Raw genomic sequence first — 17444 nt, forward strand, 5'->3', positions numbered from 1 at the left:
ACTGTTGACGTGCGGGAGGGTTCCTTGGAGGGGCATGCCTATATTACGGATGTAGCGGTGTCAGAGCCTGGTATCTTGCATCTCGTTCTGATCAGGCACATTTGAACGCACGCTTGAAGCCCGACTGCGGATGCTGTCTGTCTGAATACCGATGCTGCGTCTGGAGGGTGTGTTTGAAGCCGGGGCTGGAATCGGCGTCGAAGGAGCCGGCCTTGCTGCGACTCTGGAACGCGCAAAAGCAAAGCCACGAAACCCGAGCGTAGTCAGGCTCATAGCCAGGGCTATTGCAGCCAGGGGGCGATGGACTGGCGAATCAGGGTCCACATTTTTGACAGTAAACGCAGCGCCCCACATGAGGCCGGTCGTTATCGCGCCTGCTGCGACACCGGCGGAAAGTTTCTCGGTAGTGTTGGCATTTCTTCTGAGAGGGAGAGACTGCCGACCGACGTCAGCAGTCGCAGGTTTTACTTTTACCCCTTTGAACACCGCCTTGAACGAGGGTCTTGCTATCGCCAGACCGATCCCTGCCGTAGCCAAACCCGCAGCGATATAAAACACTGAAATCAACGTATCGATAAGTTCGTGCCCGCTCGGATCATTCCTGTTGACCGGATCCCCGGCGCAGTAGGCGTAGGCATTCAAACCACCCTTGCCAAACGGGCTCAGACTGTCTGGGCTGTTGAAGCGCATCAAAACGGGGTTATAGGCACGATAACCGTTACCCAGCAGATAATGGCCGGTTACCGGGTCAGGCTGTTCGCCATTGAAACCGGGAAGATGATTCAGCGGCGCTCGATGACCATGGGGGCTATACGCAATGGCCTGTTGCTGCGCGGCTGACAAGGCACTCAGTACGCTGTGCTGCTGATCCGCGGCCGTCAGCAAGGTGTCGACAGATGTGCCAACAAGCGTCTGTTGGGCCAGCGGCCGGCGGTCGTGGTGAACGAAACTGCGCTGTACACCACCTTGGGTTTCAGTGACGAGTACGTCAGCCTTGTAGAACACCTTTGAAATGGCTTCAGCGAGAGGGGTGCGGGTGGCAAGCCTGTCCAGCGGGTCGTAGCGGTAGAGGCAGAAAGTTGTGTTATGAGCCATGTCAGACGCCTACCCGGTTTGATATGCAGAGCATCGGTGCGAGCAGGCTGGCCTTGCTCACACCGTGATACTGAACCGCCGGGCGCCTATCGGCTACTCGCAGAACTGTCAGGTTTTCCGCAGCTTCAGGCACGACGGGCATTGATGGGAAACTCAACTGGCCACCTTGGACGTCAGTGAATAAATGGCTGCGGTTACACCTATTCAGAGAAGTCGCTGTTGTATGCCCACCGCTCAAGCCAGACGTCCTGAGAGCCCGATGAACTGACAGTGGTGATCGAATCTCTGGAGCCACTTCGCACGGCTCTGGCCAGGTGTTCAGCTCTTTTATGTAGCATATTTTGCCTTGCCAGTTCTGCTGCTGCTGTCTCGCTGATAACCCGACGTGCTTCCGAACTTAGAGTGCCTGGAGCTGCACTCAAGTGCGCCATTTGGATTTTTTCCAACTCAGTCTCAAACCGGATGCCTTTGGCCGTGCGAACGACAGTCTTGCTGCGCATGTACTTCAAAAAATTTACATCAGAGGCCTCACTCACCAAGGCATTCAGCTCTGGGACCTTCGATATCTTTGAGATATCTTTTACGCTTAGGTAGCGTTGAATCCTGGCAAAAACCTCAACTGGCATATCAGTCAATGTCACTTGTGGTTCAAGGGACAGCCGTCTAGGCAGGCTGAGCAGTTCCACATTACTTTTGAGACCCGGCACTTCAGGTACTTTACGTGTCAGACGGCTCCATCCCCCCTTCAACGCGCTCACCATGTTTACATGACCGCTCGGATCACTCCTGTTGACCGGGTCTCCTGCACAGTACGCATAGGCATTCAAGCCCCCCTTGCCAAACGGGCTAAGGTCGTCCGTGCCATTGAAGCGCATCAACACCGGGTTATAGGCACGATAACCATTACCCAGCAGATAATGGCCAGTGATCGGATCGGGCCGCTCGCCGTTGAACCCCGGCAGGTGATGTGCTGGCTGATAGTGACCGTAAGGCGTGTAGACAAAAGCGTCTGTCTGATCAACTTTCACTGCACTGAGCACGCTGTTTTGCAGATCATTGGTCGTCAATGACACGCTGGAGGACTTGCCGACAACTGTTCGGCAGGCCAGCAATTGGCGATTGTGCTGAAAGAAACTGCGCTGTGCGCCGCCCTGGGTTTCAGTGACGATTAAGCCAGCCTTGTAGAACACCTTTGAAATGGCTTCGGCGAGAGGGGTGCGGGTGGCAAGCCTGTCCAGCGGGTCGTAGCGGTAGAGGCAGAAAGTTGTTTTATGAGCCATGTCAGACACCTACCCGGTTTGATATGTAGAGCATCGGTGCGAGCAGGCTGAATCTCGCTCACACCGTTACACTGAACTGCCAGACACGTATCGGCTACTGGCAGAAGTATCAGGTTGGCTTCAGCTCAAGGTGCGGCTACATCGTCCAGCGAGCGATCGAGCCGGGCTCTGGCGATGTCGATCAGATGGACCACCGAGAATGCCAGGTCGCGTTTCGCGCCGTTGAGGGCGTCGCCGGATTCATAGGCAGCGGCGGAGGCGCAGCGCAGGATGTCGCTGACCTGGATCAGGGTTTCTTCGAGGGAGGTGTGGGGTGGGGCTGGGGTGGAGTTTATCATTGCTTATTCCTTTAGCTAACGAAGCCACCGATTGCTCGCTGCTAAACGAACAAGGGTGGCGGCTTTGACACGGGTTAGCAGACCGGCAGGAACAAGCGCATTGACCGGCGCACCCGAAGGTGCCCCACGCAAAGCCGCCATAAAGCGACACTCGCGACACTTGTTATCCATGGACAGGCTGCTAAACCCGACCGCTGAAACTCAGCGACCGACGCAGCCTAGTGTCCAGAATTCATGCGCACAAGGGCCTGGGATTTTCTAGGAAAGTTCGTACTTGTGAAAGGGAAAGACCTGAAAGAATGGTCCTTCAAAAGCAGATTTTCGTTAGCTCAGGTTACACATCCGCCACAACATATCGGACGCAGAGCGTCCGGAGATGCATGCCCACGCAGAGCACTCATCGTTATACACAAATCGACCTGAATGAATGCGGTATCCGAAAGTGGGAGCGGACTTGTCCGCGAATACCATGTTTCAGACGCTGCATCTTCGTCGGCTGCACCTGCTTTCGCGGACAAACGGAACGCCGCCCGGTCCGCTCCTACGACCGGAATCGTGCCCGCGCCAGATGCTCATCGCGACTTGTGTATAACAATGAGCGCAGAGCGATGGGCACGATCAGTGTGCTTGAGATCGCTGATCGTTCCCACGCTCTGCGTGGTAACGCCGCTCAGGACGCTCCGCGTCCGGCCGTGCGGTGACGCATAGCGTCGCCAGACACTTGTATCAACTCCCCGCGCCACTCTGCGCTTCTTCGAAGAAGTAGTCCTTCCAGCTCGCCGCCCTGTTCTTCAACACGCCCAGCTCATGCAGCTTTTCGGCGTAGATGAAGGTGCGCTGCGGGGTGATGGTGAAGTCGATTTCAGGGTCGGAGACGATCTTCTCGACCAGCGGCAACGGCAGCTTCGATTGCTCGACGCGGATGTAGGTCTGCGCCGCCGCTGGTTTGTCGGCCTTGATGATCTTCTCGGCCTCGGCCAATGCGTCGTAGAACGCTTTGTAGGTCTTGGGGTTCTCGTCGTGGAATTTCTCGGTGGTGTAGAGCACGTTGAACGTGGCCTGACCGCCCAACACGTCATACGAGCTGAGCACTTTATGCACGTTCGGGTTTTCCAGCGCCTGGTACTGGAACGGCGGGCTGGAGAAGTGCGAGTTGATTTCCGAACCACCCGCGATCAGCGCCGCCGTGGCGTCAGGGTGCGCGAGGCTGACCGAGATGTTGTCGAATTTCTTGTAGTTGTCGTTACCGAACACCTTGGCGGTTTCGATCTGCAAGGTACGCGACTGGAAACCCACGCCCGCCGCAGGCACGGCGATGCGGTCCTTGTCGGTGAAATCCTTGATCGTCTTCACGTCGGGATTATTGGTCAGCAGGTAGTTGGGCATCGATCCCAGCGAGGCGATGGCCTTGACGTTCTGCTTGCCCTTGGTGCGGTCCCAGACCGTCAGCATCGGCGGCACACCAGCCGACACAACGTCCAGCGCACCGGCCAGCAACGCCTCGTTCATGGCCGTGGCGCCGGAGATGCTGTTCCAGTCGACCTTGATGTCGAGCCCCTGCTCCTTGCCGTGTTTTTCGATCAGTTTCTGATCACGCACCACGTCGAGAATCAGGTAACCGATGCCGAATTGCTGGGCGATGCTGATCTTGCCTTCTGCCTGTGCGCCGCCGCTGATCAATGCACCGAACAGACCGATTGTTGCCGCCAGCGCAGTCAGCACCGGACGCTTGAAAGGAGTTGCCATGGAGTGCTCGCTATAGTCGTTCTAAAAGTCGTTGGGTAGTTTGTTTCAGCGCTGCATGCCCCAGCGCTTGACGGTCAGGCGCTCAATGTTGGCGAACAGCAGGTTCTCCACCAGCAGGCCGATCAGGATCACGGCGGCCAGCCCGGCAAACACCTTGTCGGTGTACAGCTCGTTGCGGTTCTGGAAGATGTACCAGCCCAGCCCGCCCTTGCCGGAAGAGGCACCAAACACCAGCTCGGCGGCGATCAGCGTGCGCCAGGCGAATGCCCAGCCAATTTTCAGGCCCGCCAGAATCGACGGCAGCGCCGCTGGAATCAGGATGTGCCAGACAAAGCGCAATCCTTTCAGTCCATAGTTGCGCCCCGCCATGCGCTGGGTTTCGGAAACACCCAGAAAGCCCGCGTAGGTATTGAGCGCCAGCGCCCACAGCACCGAATGCACCAGCACGAAAATCAAGCTGTTCTGCCCCAGTCCGAACCAGAGCAGCGCCAAGGGCAACAGCGCGATGGCGGGAAGCGGGTTGAACATGGCGGTCAACGTGCCGAGCAGGTCGCGCCCCAACTGGGTGGACACCGCAAGCGTGGTCAGGCCGAACGCCAGGACGATGCCGATCAGGTAACCCTGGATCAACACAGTCAGGGAAATCCAGACCTTGCCCGGCAGCTCTCCACTGACGATGCCGTCGTAGAACGCGGCGGCGGTCTGCAAAAAGCTGGGCAGCAGCAGGTCGTTGTTCTGAAGACGCGCAGCGAGTTCCCAGATCACGGCCAGCGCGATCATGATCACGGTCTTGCGCACCCAGCTCAGTTGCCAGATGCGTTGGGCCAACGGCAGGTCGCGGGCCAGGTCTTCCTGAGTGAAAGGCTGCAGCGTGACTTCGTATTCTTCGCGAGCGGGAGGTGCGAGGCTCATGGTGTTCGGTTACCTGATTGCTTGGGGGAAGCGCCTGTTCTGATCGTGCCCATGCTCTGCGTCGGCTCGATCAGCAACGATCAGTACGCGATCCGGATGTCCTGAAAATTCAGTTCTTCATCGACCTGCCCCGCCTCGCCCTCATCGAACAACAGGCGGTGGATACGCTGCGCAGTCTGTTGAAAACCGACGCCGCCGAGGCTTTTCAGGTCGTACTGATGGCTGTTGATCTCGGCACGCACGCGTCCGGGATGTGGCGACAACAGCAGAATGCGATTGCCCACCACCAGCGCTTCTTCGATGGAATGGGTGACGAACAACAGGGTGAAGCGCACTTCGTCCCACAGCTCCAGCAACTCTTCTTGCATCTTGCGACGCGTCAGGGCATCGAGTGCGGCGAAGGGTTCGTCCATCAACAGGATTTTGGGCTGCATCGCCAGCGCCCGGGCGATGGCCACACGCGCTTTCATGCCGCCGGACAAGGTGTGTGGATAAGCATCGGCAAAGGCGCTGAGTCCGACCTTCTCCAGGTAATAACGCGCACGCTCCAACGCCTCTGGACGCTTCAAGGTGCGCGACGCCAGCAGCGGAAACATGACGTTCTCGATCACGGTTTTCCACGGTGGTAACTGATCGAACTCCTGAAACACCACGATGCGGTCAGGGCCGGGCTCGCGCACCTGATTGCCTGCCAGCCGGATTTCGCCTTCGCTGGGCCGGATGAAACCCGCCACAGCCTTGAGCAGTGTGGACTTGCCACAGCCCGATGGGCCGAGCAGGACGAAGCGGTCCGCCGGATCGACCTCGAAGCTGACCTGATGCGTCGCCCGCACCACCCGCTCGGGCGTGCGGTACTCAAGGCTGACACCACGAACCTGCAGCAAGGCTTCAGGGACGTAAGAGGTCGTGTTCTGGCTGGCCGTGTGGCCTTGCAGAGCAGCATTCATGAACGGTTCTCCATCAGAACGGCGCGGAGCCTTGAATGGTCGTGCGGTGCAGCTTGCGTCGCAGGTGCGCCGGGCAGCCCGCCGCCAGATGGATCAGCGAGCGGTTGTCCCAGAACACCATGTCGTTGGGCTGCCACTGATGGCGATAGATATGCTCGGGGCGAACGCTGTGCGCGTAGATTTCGTTGAGAATCTGGCGGCTCTCGTCTTCCGGCAGGCCCAGAATGCGCGTGGTGAAACCTTCACTGACAAACAACGCCTTGCGACCGTTTTCAGGGTGGGTCCGCACGATGGGATGGCTGACTTCCACGACCTGCGCCAGTTGCTCTGGGGTCAGGGTCGGACGCCAGTTGACGGCGTTATGGCCCTCTGAATAGCGCGCGGTATAGCTGTGAACGGCAGACCGCCCTTCGACCGCATCGCGCAGGTGCTGCGGCAGCGTGTCCCAGGCCTGATGCATGTTCGCGAACAACGTATCGCCGCCCTCGCTGGGCAGCTCCTGCGCATACAGCATCGAGCCCAGGCTCGGCAGTTCCTTGTACGAGAGGTCCGAATGCCAATACTTGCCAGCGTCGCCCAGACCGACCGGCTGACCGTTCTCGACAATGTTGGAGACGATCAGGATTTCCGGGTGGTTGGCCAACAGGAACTGCTTGAGCACGTGGATCTGCAGCACGCCGAAACGGCGGCTGAAATCGATCTGCTGTTGAGGCGTGATGTGTTGGTCGCGGAACACGATGACGTGGTAATCGAGATGCGCCTGATGAACGCGCGCAAAGTCAGCGTCGTTCAATGGCCGGGACAAATCCAGCCCGACGATTTCAGCGCCCACCTTTTCGGCGAATGGACGCACGTCGAACGATTGCGAGGCCACAGGGGCAGACGATGAAGCGAGGGAGGCTGCGGGCATGAGAACTCCGACTCCAGAATGTGGCTGAGAAGGAGAACTGTATAGCTATAAGAAACTGAATTTAAATACCGTTTAGGAATATGCATAGCGCGGAATGGGATAGCGCGCAGCCGGACGCCGGACGCGGAGCGTCCTGAGCGGCATTCCCACGCGGAGCGTAGGAACGAGCGTGAATCTGGAACCTGATCGGCTCACACAAATGTGTCACGCACGATACATCCAGTTGTAAGAACGGCTTGTTAGCGTCAGCGCCTTCTTTCAATTGCGTGCAGGACAGCAATATGCCGAGCGTCAAACCCACCGCCCATGTCATGGTATCGACGTTGATACTTTCGCTGCTTGCAGTTTCGGTACACGCAGCAGGCAGGTCAGGGGATGACCGCATCAACGGCGTTGACTTGCTGTCCGGCTATAACACTCTGTGGACAACCGGTCCAACCTGGGACACCGGCACGCCGACCGCGCTGGGTCAGAGCCTGCTCAGGCGCAACCTGCAACTGGTGCTCGACCGCGCCAACTCGCGCACGCTTGCGCAGGAAACCGCCGCGTATTTCGATGACCGTCGCGACCAGAGCTACAGCGCCATCAGCGGCCTGGGCTCGTTGAGCGATGCGTACAAGGCAGGTTCCGGCGCCTTCACCACGATTACCCAGTTCGACGACACCAACAAGACCGTCAAATACGACGACAAGGGCAACGGCGCGGGCAGTTCGGCTTCGGCGCTGGGCAAGGTGGTCGATCTGGTCGGCGCGGTGCGTAACGACGCGTCCACCACACCAGCCAAATCCCATTATCAGTACCCACGTCCTTGGCGTCAGACGCTGGACGGCCAGAACCTGGAGTTCGTGGTGCAGCCGTCCCTGCGCCCCGCCAAGAGCACCACGCCTGCCAGCGATGCGGGCTTCCCGAGCGGCCATACCAACGCCGCGTACCTGTCGTCCATCGCCCTCGCCTACGCGATTCCCGAGCGCTACAGCGAACTGATGCTGCGTGCCTCGGACATTGGCGACAACCGCATCGAAGCCGGCATGCACTCGCCCTTCGACGTGATGGGCGGGCGCATCACGGCCACTTATTTCGCCATCGACAACCTGTCCAACCCGGCCAACACCCAGCTGCGCGCCGATGCCCGTGCCCAGGCGCTGGCGTACTTCACCGCGCAGTGTGGCGGCGACGTGAATAACTGCATGGCGAAGATCGATCCGGCTACCGACCGCACGTCCCAGCACGCGCAGGACAAGGCGCTGTACACCTCACGCATGACCTACGGTTTCAGCCCGGTCGGCCCGACCAACCTTGCGCCCGTGGTGCCGGTCAACGCTGAAGTGCTGCTGGAAACCCGCTTCCCGTACCTGGACGCCAGCCAGCGCCGCGAGATTCTGGGCACCACCGAGATTTCTTCGGGTTACGCAGTGATCGATCAGTCCAATGGCTACGGCCGTTTGAACCTGTACGCCGCAGGTGACGGTTATGCCGCGTTCAACTCCAATGTCACGGTCAACATGAACGCCAGCCAAGGCGGATACAACGCCATCGACGCCTGGCGCAACGACATCTCGGGCACAGGCGGCCTGATCAAGAACGGCACTGGCAACCTGATACTCACCGGCAACAACACCTACTCGGGCGGCACTGTGATCAACGGCGGCGTCCTGACCGGTCACGCCCAGTCGTTCGGCAGCGGGACGATCACCGACAATGCGACGCTGGTGCTCGATCAGTCGACCAATGACAACTTCAGCAACGCCATTACCGGCAACGGCGCATTGATCAAACAGGGCGCAGGCTCGCTGAACCTGACGGGCAACAGCAGTCTGTCCGGCGCAACAACCGTGCAGGCCGGGCGACTGGCGGTGAACGGCAACCTCGGCAACTCGGTCGTGACCGTGAACTCAGGTGCAGTGCTGGGCGGCAATGGCTCGGTGGGCGGTATCAACGCTGCGTCGGGTGGCGTGGTTGCTCCAGGCAACTCGGTGGGCCAGTTGAACGTCAACGGCAACGTCAACTTCGCACAGGGCTCGGTCTATCAGGTCGAGTCAGATGCGGCTGGCAATGCCGACCGCATCGTCGCCACAGGCCGCGCCACACTGAACAACGCCACCGTTTCATTGGTCGAGGGCGGCAACTGGGTCGCAGCAAGCCGTTACTCGATTCTCTCGGCAGCGGGCGGCATCAGCGGTACGTTCAACAACGTACAGTCGAACTTCGCGTTCCTGACGCCCACCCTCAATTACACCGCGACCGATGTCGGCCTGACGCTTGATCGCAACGCGCAAAGCTTCGCCAGCCTGGCGACCAGCCGCAATGCACGAGCCGTGGCTCAGGGCCTGGACAGCGCAGGCGCAGGCAACGCGTTGTGGAGAAGTGTCGTACAGGCCGATGCGGCAACGGCACAAGCCACCTTCAACGCGCTGTCCAACGAACTGCATGCCTCGACTCAGTCTGCGCTGATCGAAGACAGCCGTCTGGTGCGCAACGCCATCGCTGACCGCCTGCAGCAATCACAATCGGCGCAAGCATCCGGCGGTGCTTCGCAAACCCTGGCAGGCGATGCCTCGCGCGGTCTGGTCTGGACGCAGGCCATTGGCGCAACCGGCAAGACCGACAGCACGGATGACGCTTCGGGTCTGGACAGCCACACCAGCGGCCTGTTGTTCGGTGCCGACGTGCCGGTCAACGACACCTGGCGCGTCGGTGCGCTGGCCGGTTTCAGCCGCAGCAGCTTCGACCTGCGCCATGCGTCTGGCTCCAGCGACAGTGACAACTATCACTTGGGTATCTATGGCGGCGCAAAATGGGGCCAACTGGGCCTGCGTCTGGGCGCCGTGCGGACCTGGCATGACCTGACGTCCAAGCGCACGCTGGACCTGCCGGGCTCTTCCGAGCGCTTCAAGCAGGATTATCAGGCGGCGACCAATCAGGTATTCGGTGAACTCGGCTATGCCATCGAACTGGGCAACGCGCAGCTCGAACCCTTCGCCAACCTCGCCCACGTAAGGCTGGACACCGACGGCTTCGACGAAAACAGCAACGCCATCAGCCTGCGCAACAAGTCCGAGGAAAACCACGTCACGTTCAGCACTCTCGGCCTGCGGGCAGCCACGCACATGAACGTAGGCAGCGTCGACGTCAAACCCAACGCCACCGTCGGCTGGCGCCGTGCATTCGGCGACGTGACACCTGAAAGCCGCGCAGCCTTTAGCGGCGGCGACACCTTCGCACTGTCCGGCGCACCGATTGCGCGTAACGCAGCAGTGTTGGGCGCGGGTGTGGACCTGGGATTGAGTGAAACGCTGAGCGTGGGCGTGAGCTACAACGGACAGATCGGCAGCGACACGACCGATCAGGCGCTGAATGCGCGGGTGACGCTGGCGTTTTGAGAGGTCGGCTGACTGTTATTCGGCAGTCAAAAGCCAGGAATGATTAGGCCACATCATTCTGCGTCCGCTCCAGAATGGGACGCAGAGCGTCCCGGGCTGCATGCCCACGCAGAGCATGAGCACGATCAATATCGTGTGATGATCGTTCCTACGCTCCGCGTGGGAATGCCTCTCGGGACGCTCCGCGTCCGCTCTTGAATGTGACCCAAGCGCGTCGCGGGCGCGATGTCGGGCGGTCAATACCAGCGCTGGACATCGATCAAACCAACCTGTCCCTTATAATCCCGGGCACTTGAGTATCGCCAGTGCTCACTGACATCTACGTACCCCCGTTTCACCGGGTTGTGGTGGATGTAGTCGAGTTTCTGCCGCATCACGTCCTCACTCCAGATGACCTCTGCGTGGGTGCCTTCCTGCCAGACCTGATAAACCCTGTCGGTCTTATACGCACGTTTCGTAAAGCGTAATCGCTCAAGCACACGCTCTGCGTTGTTTCTCTCCAAGTGATCGACGATCCGTCTCGCGGTGAAGGATTTGAAGCTGCGAACGCAACTGCCCAGATCTTGTGCCTGAGCCACATAGTGCAGATGATTCTCCAGAATCACATACCCGAACAGTTGCATTCCCTGCTCATTCTGCTGATAACGCCACGCGTCCAACAGAATGCCCACCCATTCAGGCCGAGTGAATAAGGGCTGCCACTCCACAATCGTGCACGTCAGGAAATGAGGTTTGTCAGGTTCAGTGATGGTGTAGCGGCTTCGGGCCATCGATTCGTCCTTGAGTCAGCAGACGGGGAGTCTGATGACACAAGGCTAACGTCCATTTCCACGAGAGAAGAACGAGCAAGGTGTTACGAGGTTTTGTTCAGCTTCGAGCCTACGCCGGGACGCGGAGCGTCCTGAGAGGCATTCCCACGCGGAGCGTGAGGAACGATCAGGGGTCTCAAGCACACTGATCGTTCCCACGATCAACAATCAGAACGCGGGCAGTACCGCGCCGTCGTACTTCTTGTTGATGAAGTCTTTGACTTCCTGACTGGTCAGGGCCTTGGACAGTTTCTGGATGGCGTCGCTGTTGGCGTTGTCTTCGCGGGTGACCAGGAAGTTCACGTACGGCGAATCGGCACCCTCGATGATCAGGGCGTCTTTCTGCGGATTGAGTTTGGCTTCCAGCGCGTAGTTGGTGTTGATCAACGCCAGGTCAACCTGACCCAGTGCACGCGGCAGTACGGCCGATTCCAGTTCGCGGAATTTCAGTTTCTTCGGGTTGGTGGCGATGTCTTTCGGCGTAGCCAGTGCGTTGGTCGGGTCTTTCAGGGTAATCAGACCGTTCTTCTGCAGCAGGAGCAGTGCGCGACCGGCGTTGCTGCCTTCGTTCGGAATGGCAACGGTTGCGCCTTCAGGCAAGTCGGCAATGCTCTTGTACTTTTTCGAGTAGCCGCCGAACGGTTCGACGTGTACGCCAACACCTGTCACCAGGTTGGTGCCCTTCCCTTTATTAAAGCCATCCAGGTAAGGCTTGGTCTGGAAGTAGTTGGCGTCCAGACGCTTCTCGCTCAATTGCACGTTCGGCTGAACGTAGTCAGTGAAGACCTTGATTTCCAGGTCCACACCTTCCTTGGCCAGGGTCGGCTTGATCAGCTCAAGGATTTCCGCGTGCGGCACAGGCGTGGCGCCCACGACCAGTTTTTCACCGGCGTGCGCCAGGCCAATCGAGAAAGCAGCCGCCAGAGCGGTCATCAACAACGTCTTTTTCATGCAATGTCCTTAGCGAATCCGTGAGCGTCACAAAAAATGACGCCTTTTCAGTGGTTTGCCGCGGCGCTATCCCGTGCTGCGACATCATGTGGACATTACCGAGATTTGTTATTCCGAGAAAATACTTTTTAAGCAAATGCTTATGCTTTTTTTCTCGAAGGCGTCTTCCACCTCATTAGCAGCGCTCTGCAACAAGGGTTATGCCGGGTTTTGCTCAAGTCGGTCCGCGACCGTTTCCAGTAACTGCCTGAGTGCCGCAAGCTGGCCGGGGTTGTTTTCGGCGAGCAGCCTGCGAGCCTGATGCTCGATCTGTTTCAGCGGGCTGGCAAGTTCGGGCAGGTGGATGTCTTCGGGCTGGATCTCGTCACCCTGGCTGACCAACAACGCAAAATGGATGACGTTTTCAAGCTCACGGGTATTGCCCGGCCAGCTATAGGCTTCCAGCGTTTTCTGCGCGGCCTCGCTGACCAACTGGACAGGCAGGTTCAGACGCTGGCTGTAGATGCCGACGAAATACTCGGCCAACGGCAGGATGTTGCCGGGCTGCTCGCGCAGCGCTGGCAGGTCGAGCTTGCCTTCGCGCAGGTAATGGTAGAGCCGCTCATTGAATTTCCCGGCCGCCACGGCCTGCGCCAGATCGATACTGGTGGCTGCCACCAATCGCACGTCCACAGGGCTTGGCTGATGCGCACCGACACGGGTGACTTCATGATTTTCCAGCGCCGCCAGCAACTTCACTTGAATGGGCAGCGGCAAGTCGCCGATTTCGTCCAGATACAGGGTGCCGCCATTGGCCGAACCGAACCAGCCTGCGCGGCTGCTGACCGAGCCGCTGTGTGCGCCTGCCGCGTAGCCAAACAGCTCGGCGTCGGCATAGGTCGGGCTGATGGCGCCGCAATTCACGGATACGAACAGGCCGGAGCGATCACTGCCGCGATGAATATGCCGTGCCAGCAACTCCTTGCCCGTTCCCGACTCACCGCGTATCAGCACAGGCAGCGAACGCGGCGCCAGCAACTCCATCTCTTCGCGCAACTGGCGCGAACGCGGGTCGATGAAGACCAGCGCCTTGGCACGAATGCTCAGTGGGCTTTTGTCGGAATCGGGGAAGGTCAGCAGCGGCTGACCGAAGGTTTCGTGAAGGCTCATGACGCACTCCCGCCCGAGCCGCTCACGGTCTCAGGCGTTAAAAAAACGGGGCCGGATGGCCCGCAATACAAGGCAATCCGGTCATGCGCGACGACGCGCGTGTTGCTCCAGACGATTTTGCAGACGGTACAGATACGCGAAACCCTGCTCCCAGCGCTGATGGCCGGACTTGACGTTGATGTGCCCGGCCTCGCTCAGAAAGCCCAGTTCAGCGCCCCAGTGACGGGCCATTTCCAGCGCGCGTTGCGAGCTGACGGCCGGATCGTTGTCGGAGCTGACAATCTGGGTCGGGAACGGCAGCAGGTCGGTGGGTATCGGTGAGAAATTGCGCAACGCAGGCGGGCAGTTCGGGCGATCCACGTCGGCAGGCGCGACCAGCAGTGCGCCCTGCACCTGACGCAGCGTCTCCAGCGGAGCCAGTTGCGCCCAATGCGCAACGGTGACGCAACCCAGGCTGTGAGCGATCAGGATCACGGGCGTGTCTTGTGCAGCAATGGTGCGCTGCAATTCACCCACCCAGTCTTCACGGCGCGGCTTGAGCCAGTCGGCCTGTTCGACGCGCGCGCTATTGGGCAGACTGTTCTGCCAGTGGGTTTGCCAGTGATTCTCAGGGGATCCCTGCCATCCTGGCAGGATCAGATACCGGATCGACTCGTTATGCATGGATTCGCCTCCTGCACGTATGCGTTCATGGGGCGAGTATAGGGATGGAACATATATTCGTTAAGGAATAAGAAGATATTTATTAATTCCCAAAAAGAATATAAAGCTCGAGGCAAAAAAAGGACCGCTCCCTGCCTTGAAGGAACGGCCCTGAATAAAAAACTAGATTGAGCGAAGGTTAACCAGTCTTTGTGACAACTGTGCGACGCCGCATCAGGTGGCTGGAACGGAACGTGTGCCCGGTACGATGTCATCCACGATCAGCGGATCGTCTTTCTGGGTGACTTCACGTGCCACCGTCCACACCACAAAGGCTGCAATGATGTCGAAGATCGCCAGCACGACGAACAGCGGGCTGTAGCCGATCTTGGTGACCAGCACACCGAACACCATGGTGAACGCCGCTGCACCGAGAAAACCAAACATGCCGCCCATACCGGTGGCCGTTGCGACTTCGTTTTTGCCGAACGAGTCCGAGGTGATGGAGTACAGCGCGCCCGACAGGGTCTGGTGGGCGAAGCCACCGATGCACAGCAGCGCGATGGCGGTGTAAGGGCTTGCAACCAGCCCGATGCACGCCGGGCCGATCATGCAGAAGCAGCCGAAAAGCATCACCATCTTGCGCGAGGTGAACAGCGAAACCTTGCAGTACTTGTGAAACAGCGGGCTGAGGTAGCCGCCCAGTACGCAGCCGATGTCTGCCGCCAGAAAGGGCAGCCAGGCAAACATCGCGACTTCCTTGATGTTCATGTGCCGCTCGGTCATCAGGTACAGCGGAATCCAGGCATTGAAGGTCTGCCAGGCAGGCTCGGAGAGGATCCGCGCCGAGGCGATGGCGTAGAAGTTGCGATTCCTGAACAGTTTTTTCCAGCTGCCCTTCTGCGCCGGAGCGTCCTTGAGACGTGCTTCCTGACCGCTGAGGATGTAATCACGCTCGGTGTCGCTCAGGCGTTTCTGATCACGTGGGTGCTTGTACAGCAGCAACCACAGGCCGCTCCAGATAATGCCCAGTCCGCCGACGATCAGGAACGCCAGCTCCCAGCCGCTGTGCAGGATGGCCCACACCACCAGCGGTGGCGCCAGCAAGGCACCGAAGGACGACCCGATATTGAACCAGCCGATGGCGACCGAGCGCTCCTTGGCCGGAAACCATTCGGTGGTGGCCTTGACGCCAGCAGGCAGCCCGGCTGCCTCGGTCAAGCCGAGCAGACCGCGAAAGATCGCAAGACTCTGCCAGCCGGTGGCAAACGCCGCCGCCGCGCAAGCTCCAGACCAGGCCACGGCAAAGATCGCAAAACCCATCTTGGTGCCGATGGCGTCGATGATATAGCCGGCAACCGGCTGCATCAGGGCGTAGCACATCTGCCAGGCAACCACGATGTGTGCGTACTGCTCGGTTGAGATGCTCAGCTCACTCATGAGCGTCGGCGCTGCGACAGACAATGTATTGCGAGCGAGGTAGTTGACGACCAGACCGGCTGTGACCAGCCCGACCATCCACCACCGAATGCCTTTTACTTTCATCTCTTCACCCTGCTTATTCTTGGATTGGCGACGAGCGTCCCGCAGCCTTGACCGAGGGGCGGCTGGATTTTGTAACGTCAGGTTACTGAAGCTGAAAAGGTTTTATGCATGCACAATGAGCGGATTACGGGGTTTTTCCCGTATTTTTCGCACCATATTGAGTGATCCCTAGGCGGGATATGAGCGCTGGACATGAGCTTTGTTACTCTTTGAATTATTTTTATGGTTGTAATTTTTGAAAGCGATACGTTGTCGTACAACATGGCGCATTTATAGTCATTTGCCATGAGCGTGTCAAATGCCGAACTCGGCTGTGAGCAACGTTCTCAATAGAAAAATCACTCGGCGAGCTGAGCAGCCAGAAGCCAGTCATACGATGACAAGAGGTTTTCGCGCACAGCCGATTGCCATTGCGTGCAACGCCCTGCATTCAGTCAGGCAGCACTTGCAAAAGTGTCACAAAAGCTTCCATTCTCTGGAGGCAGCGTCAGGCAAAGGAGTTGCCCATTGATGCCTTGTCGGCAAAGACCGACGTTGAATGCCAATCGAAGACAGGAAGGGTCGCCCGCATGCCTGAGCCAAGCAGCCTCGCCAGCTGGACCCGTTCGCTGCGCAAGCAACTGGATGCGCTTGGCCTGAACAGTGACGACTTGTGCCAGGCAGCGGGAATCGATACGCAGCGGCTCAATGATCCCGAGGCCAGCTTCGCAGCGAGCGCCACCGCGAAGCTCTGGCAACTGGCTGTGCAGGCCAGTGGCGATCCGGCGCTGGGTTTACGGGTCTCGCGCTTTGTCAGCCCCACCAGTTTTCATGCATTGGGCTACACGCTGGTGGCCAGCGGCTCATTGCGCGAGGTTTTCGAACGCATCGTGCGCTATCACTCGATGGCTGAAGATTCGCTGGAGCTGGACTTCAGACCTGCGGGCGAGCGTTACGAATTCCGCTTTGCTGCGCCCGCGTCCTGCCTGTCAACGCCCCATGAACTGCTGGATGCCTTCGCCGCCATTTATGTGCGCACCTGCCGCAACCGGCTGGGCAGGAACTACGCACCGCTGGCCATTCACCTGCAACGTCCACAACCTGAAAACCCGCAGCCCTGGCATGAACTGTTTCGAGCGCCGCTGTTTTTCTCGGCGTCGGAGAATCGGCTGGAATTTGCCTGCGACGACTTTGACAGTCACCTGGACGAAAACCCGATCGTGCTGACCGAACAGATGCCCAGCGCAGAACCCTTGCCATCGCTGATCTGGGAGCAGCGTGTGCGCTCGGCCATCGAAACTCTACTGCCGGACGGCGAACCCTCGGCCGAGAGCATCGCCGAAGCCCTGCACCTGACCCCGCGCAGCCTGCAACGGCACCTGGCCGACGAAGGCTGCCGCTATGATTTACTGCTCAATCAGTGCCGCCAGAACCTGGCGCTGATGCACATGAGCGACCCGCACAGCTCGTTGAGCGAGGTCGCCTACCTGCTGGGTTTCGCCGACACCGACAGCCTGAGCCGCGCCTTCAAGCGCTGGACCGGCATGACGCCGGGGCAGTACCGAAGTGACTTGATGCGCTGATGATCATTTGTTGATGTGACGCGGAGCGTCATAGGCTGCATGCCCACGCAGAGCACTCATCGTTATACACAAGTCATTTGGCAACCCAGTGAGGCAGAGGCACTGATGTGCTTTTGTACCGCAATGTCATGAACACCGCAGATCGCGACGTGGGTGAAGGCTGAGTCCTGGCGCTGAT

At 59.1% G+C, this 17444-nt stretch carries 14 protein-coding genes; 2 read left to right on the forward strand and 12 right to left on the reverse strand.

Features of this window, described 5'->3' with window-relative positions; genetic code table 11:
* Positions 1-60 precede the first annotated feature (60 nt).
* From QRN20_RS22485 to QRN20_RS22515, 7 genes are all read right to left on the reverse strand, one after another.
* Entirely contained in the window at positions 61-1095 is a 1035-nt protein-coding gene (locus QRN20_RS22485) for an RHS repeat-associated core domain-containing protein (RefSeq protein WP_122413116.1), read from the reverse strand.
* A gap of 200 nt (positions 1096-1295) precedes the next feature.
* Positions 1296-2375, reverse strand: a complete 1080-nt coding sequence (locus QRN20_RS22490; protein ID WP_122414045.1) for an RHS repeat-associated core domain-containing protein — start codon at positions 2373-2375, stop codon at positions 1296-1298.
* A 125-nt stretch (positions 2376-2500) separates the two neighbouring features.
* Complete coding sequence (locus QRN20_RS22495; RefSeq protein WP_029244310.1) at positions 2501-2713, reverse strand: DUF6124 family protein; 213 nt, start codon at positions 2711-2713, stop codon at positions 2501-2503.
* A gap of 726 nt (positions 2714-3439) precedes the next feature.
* Positions 3440-4459, reverse strand: a complete 1020-nt coding sequence (locus QRN20_RS22500; protein ID WP_122428622.1) for an ABC transporter substrate-binding protein — start codon at positions 4457-4459, stop codon at positions 3440-3442.
* 45 nt (positions 4460-4504) lie between these two features.
* The gene (locus QRN20_RS22505; RefSeq protein ID WP_029241250.1) at positions 4505-5371 is read right to left on the reverse strand and encodes an ABC transporter permease; all 867 of its coding nucleotides are present in this window, start codon (positions 5369-5371) and stop codon (positions 4505-4507) included.
* Positions 5372-5451: 80 nt separating this feature from the next.
* Positions 5452-6318: an ABC transporter ATP-binding protein gene (locus QRN20_RS22510; protein ID WP_043306508.1), complete on the reverse strand. Its 867-nt coding sequence runs from the start codon at positions 6316-6318 to the stop codon at positions 5452-5454.
* 13 nt (positions 6319-6331) lie between these two features.
* Entirely contained in the window at positions 6332-7228 is an 897-nt protein-coding gene (locus tag QRN20_RS22515) for a TauD/TfdA dioxygenase family protein (RefSeq protein ID WP_285361239.1), read from the reverse strand.
* A 311-nt stretch (positions 7229-7539) separates the two neighbouring features.
* Between QRN20_RS22515 and QRN20_RS22520 the strand changes: the two genes are divergently transcribed.
* Positions 7540-10608 (forward strand): autotransporter domain-containing protein, encoded by a 3069-nt coding sequence (locus QRN20_RS22520; RefSeq protein ID WP_424510403.1) that lies wholly within the window; start codon positions 7540-7542, stop codon positions 10606-10608.
* A gap of 236 nt (positions 10609-10844) precedes the next feature.
* Here the strand turns inward: QRN20_RS22520 and QRN20_RS22525 are convergent, their stop codons facing one another.
* The 5 genes from QRN20_RS22525 to QRN20_RS22545 all read right to left on the reverse strand — a co-directional run bounded on the left by QRN20_RS22525 (position 10845) and on the right by QRN20_RS22545 (position 15704).
* Entirely contained in the window at positions 10845-11378 is a 534-nt protein-coding gene (locus QRN20_RS22525) for an REP-associated tyrosine transposase (RefSeq protein WP_029241246.1), read from the reverse strand.
* Positions 11379-11585: 207 nt separating this feature from the next.
* Entirely contained in the window at positions 11586-12368 is a 783-nt protein-coding gene (locus QRN20_RS22530) for a MetQ/NlpA family ABC transporter substrate-binding protein (RefSeq protein ID WP_025994344.1), read from the reverse strand.
* Between the two features lie 198 nt (positions 12369-12566).
* Positions 12567-13517, reverse strand: a complete 951-nt coding sequence (locus QRN20_RS22535; protein WP_004882786.1) for a sigma 54-interacting transcriptional regulator — start codon at positions 13515-13517, stop codon at positions 12567-12569.
* An 81-nt stretch (positions 13518-13598) separates the two neighbouring features.
* The gene (locus QRN20_RS22540) at positions 13599-14180 is read right to left on the reverse strand and encodes an alpha/beta hydrolase (RefSeq protein ID WP_029241245.1); all 582 of its coding nucleotides are present in this window, start codon (positions 14178-14180) and stop codon (positions 13599-13601) included.
* Positions 14181-14393: 213 nt separating this feature from the next.
* Entirely contained in the window at positions 14394-15704 is a 1311-nt protein-coding gene (locus QRN20_RS22545; protein WP_082654296.1) for an MFS transporter, read from the reverse strand.
* 569 nt (positions 15705-16273) lie between these two features.
* Between QRN20_RS22545 and QRN20_RS22550 the strand changes: the two genes are divergently transcribed.
* The gene (locus tag QRN20_RS22550; RefSeq protein WP_285361244.1) at positions 16274-17266 is read left to right on the forward strand and encodes an AraC family transcriptional regulator; all 993 of its coding nucleotides are present in this window, start codon (positions 16274-16276) and stop codon (positions 17264-17266) included.
* Positions 17267-17444 lie beyond the last annotated feature (178 nt).

Source organism: Pseudomonas sp. fls2-241-TYG-175, assembly GCF_030209155.1.
GTDB classification, from domain to species: domain Bacteria; phylum Pseudomonadota; class Gammaproteobacteria; order Pseudomonadales; family Pseudomonadaceae; genus Aquipseudomonas; species Aquipseudomonas viridiflava.

Coding starts and splice junctions, on each gene's coding strand:
- QRN20_RS22505 (WP_029241250.1), bottom strand. CDS start 5,371: ATGAGCCTCGCACCTCCCGCTCGCGAAGAATACGAAGTCACGCTGCAG.
- QRN20_RS22510 (WP_043306508.1), bottom strand. CDS start 6,318: ATGAATGCTGCTCTGCAAGGCCACACGGCCAGCCAGAACACGACCTCT.
- QRN20_RS22495 (WP_029244310.1), bottom strand. CDS start 2,713: ATGATAAACTCCACCCCAGCCCCACCCCACACCTCCCTCGAAGAAACC.
- QRN20_RS22535 (WP_004882786.1), bottom strand. CDS start 13,517: ATGAGCCTTCACGAAACCTTCGGTCAGCCGCTGCTGACCTTCCCCGAT.
- QRN20_RS22515 (WP_285361239.1), bottom strand. CDS start 7,228: ATGCCCGCAGCCTCCCTCGCTTCATCGTCTGCCCCTGTGGCCTCGCAA.
- QRN20_RS22525 (WP_029241246.1), bottom strand. CDS start 11,378: ATGGCCCGAAGCCGCTACACCATCACTGAACCTGACAAACCTCATTTC.
- QRN20_RS22530 (WP_025994344.1), bottom strand. CDS start 12,368: ATGAAAAAGACGTTGTTGATGACCGCTCTGGCGGCTGCTTTCTCGATT.
- QRN20_RS22540 (WP_029241245.1), bottom strand. CDS start 14,180: ATGCATAACGAGTCGATCCGGTATCTGATCCTGCCAGGATGGCAGGGA.
- QRN20_RS22485 (WP_122413116.1), bottom strand. CDS start 1,095: ATGGCTCATAACACAACTTTCTGCCTCTACCGCTACGACCCGCTGGAC.
- QRN20_RS22545 (WP_082654296.1), bottom strand. CDS start 15,704: ATGAAAGTAAAAGGCATTCGGTGGTGGATGGTCGGGCTGGTCACAGCC.
- QRN20_RS22550 (WP_285361244.1), top strand. CDS start 16,274: ATGCCTGAGCCAAGCAGCCTCGCCAGCTGGACCCGTTCGCTGCGCAAG.
- QRN20_RS22500 (WP_122428622.1), bottom strand. CDS start 4,459: ATGGCAACTCCTTTCAAGCGTCCGGTGCTGACTGCGCTGGCGGCAACA.
- QRN20_RS22520 (WP_424510403.1), top strand. CDS start 7,540: ATGGTATCGACGTTGATACTTTCGCTGCTTGCAGTTTCGGTACACGCA.
- QRN20_RS22490 (WP_122414045.1), bottom strand. CDS start 2,375: ATGGCTCATAAAACAACTTTCTGCCTCTACCGCTACGACCCGCTGGAC.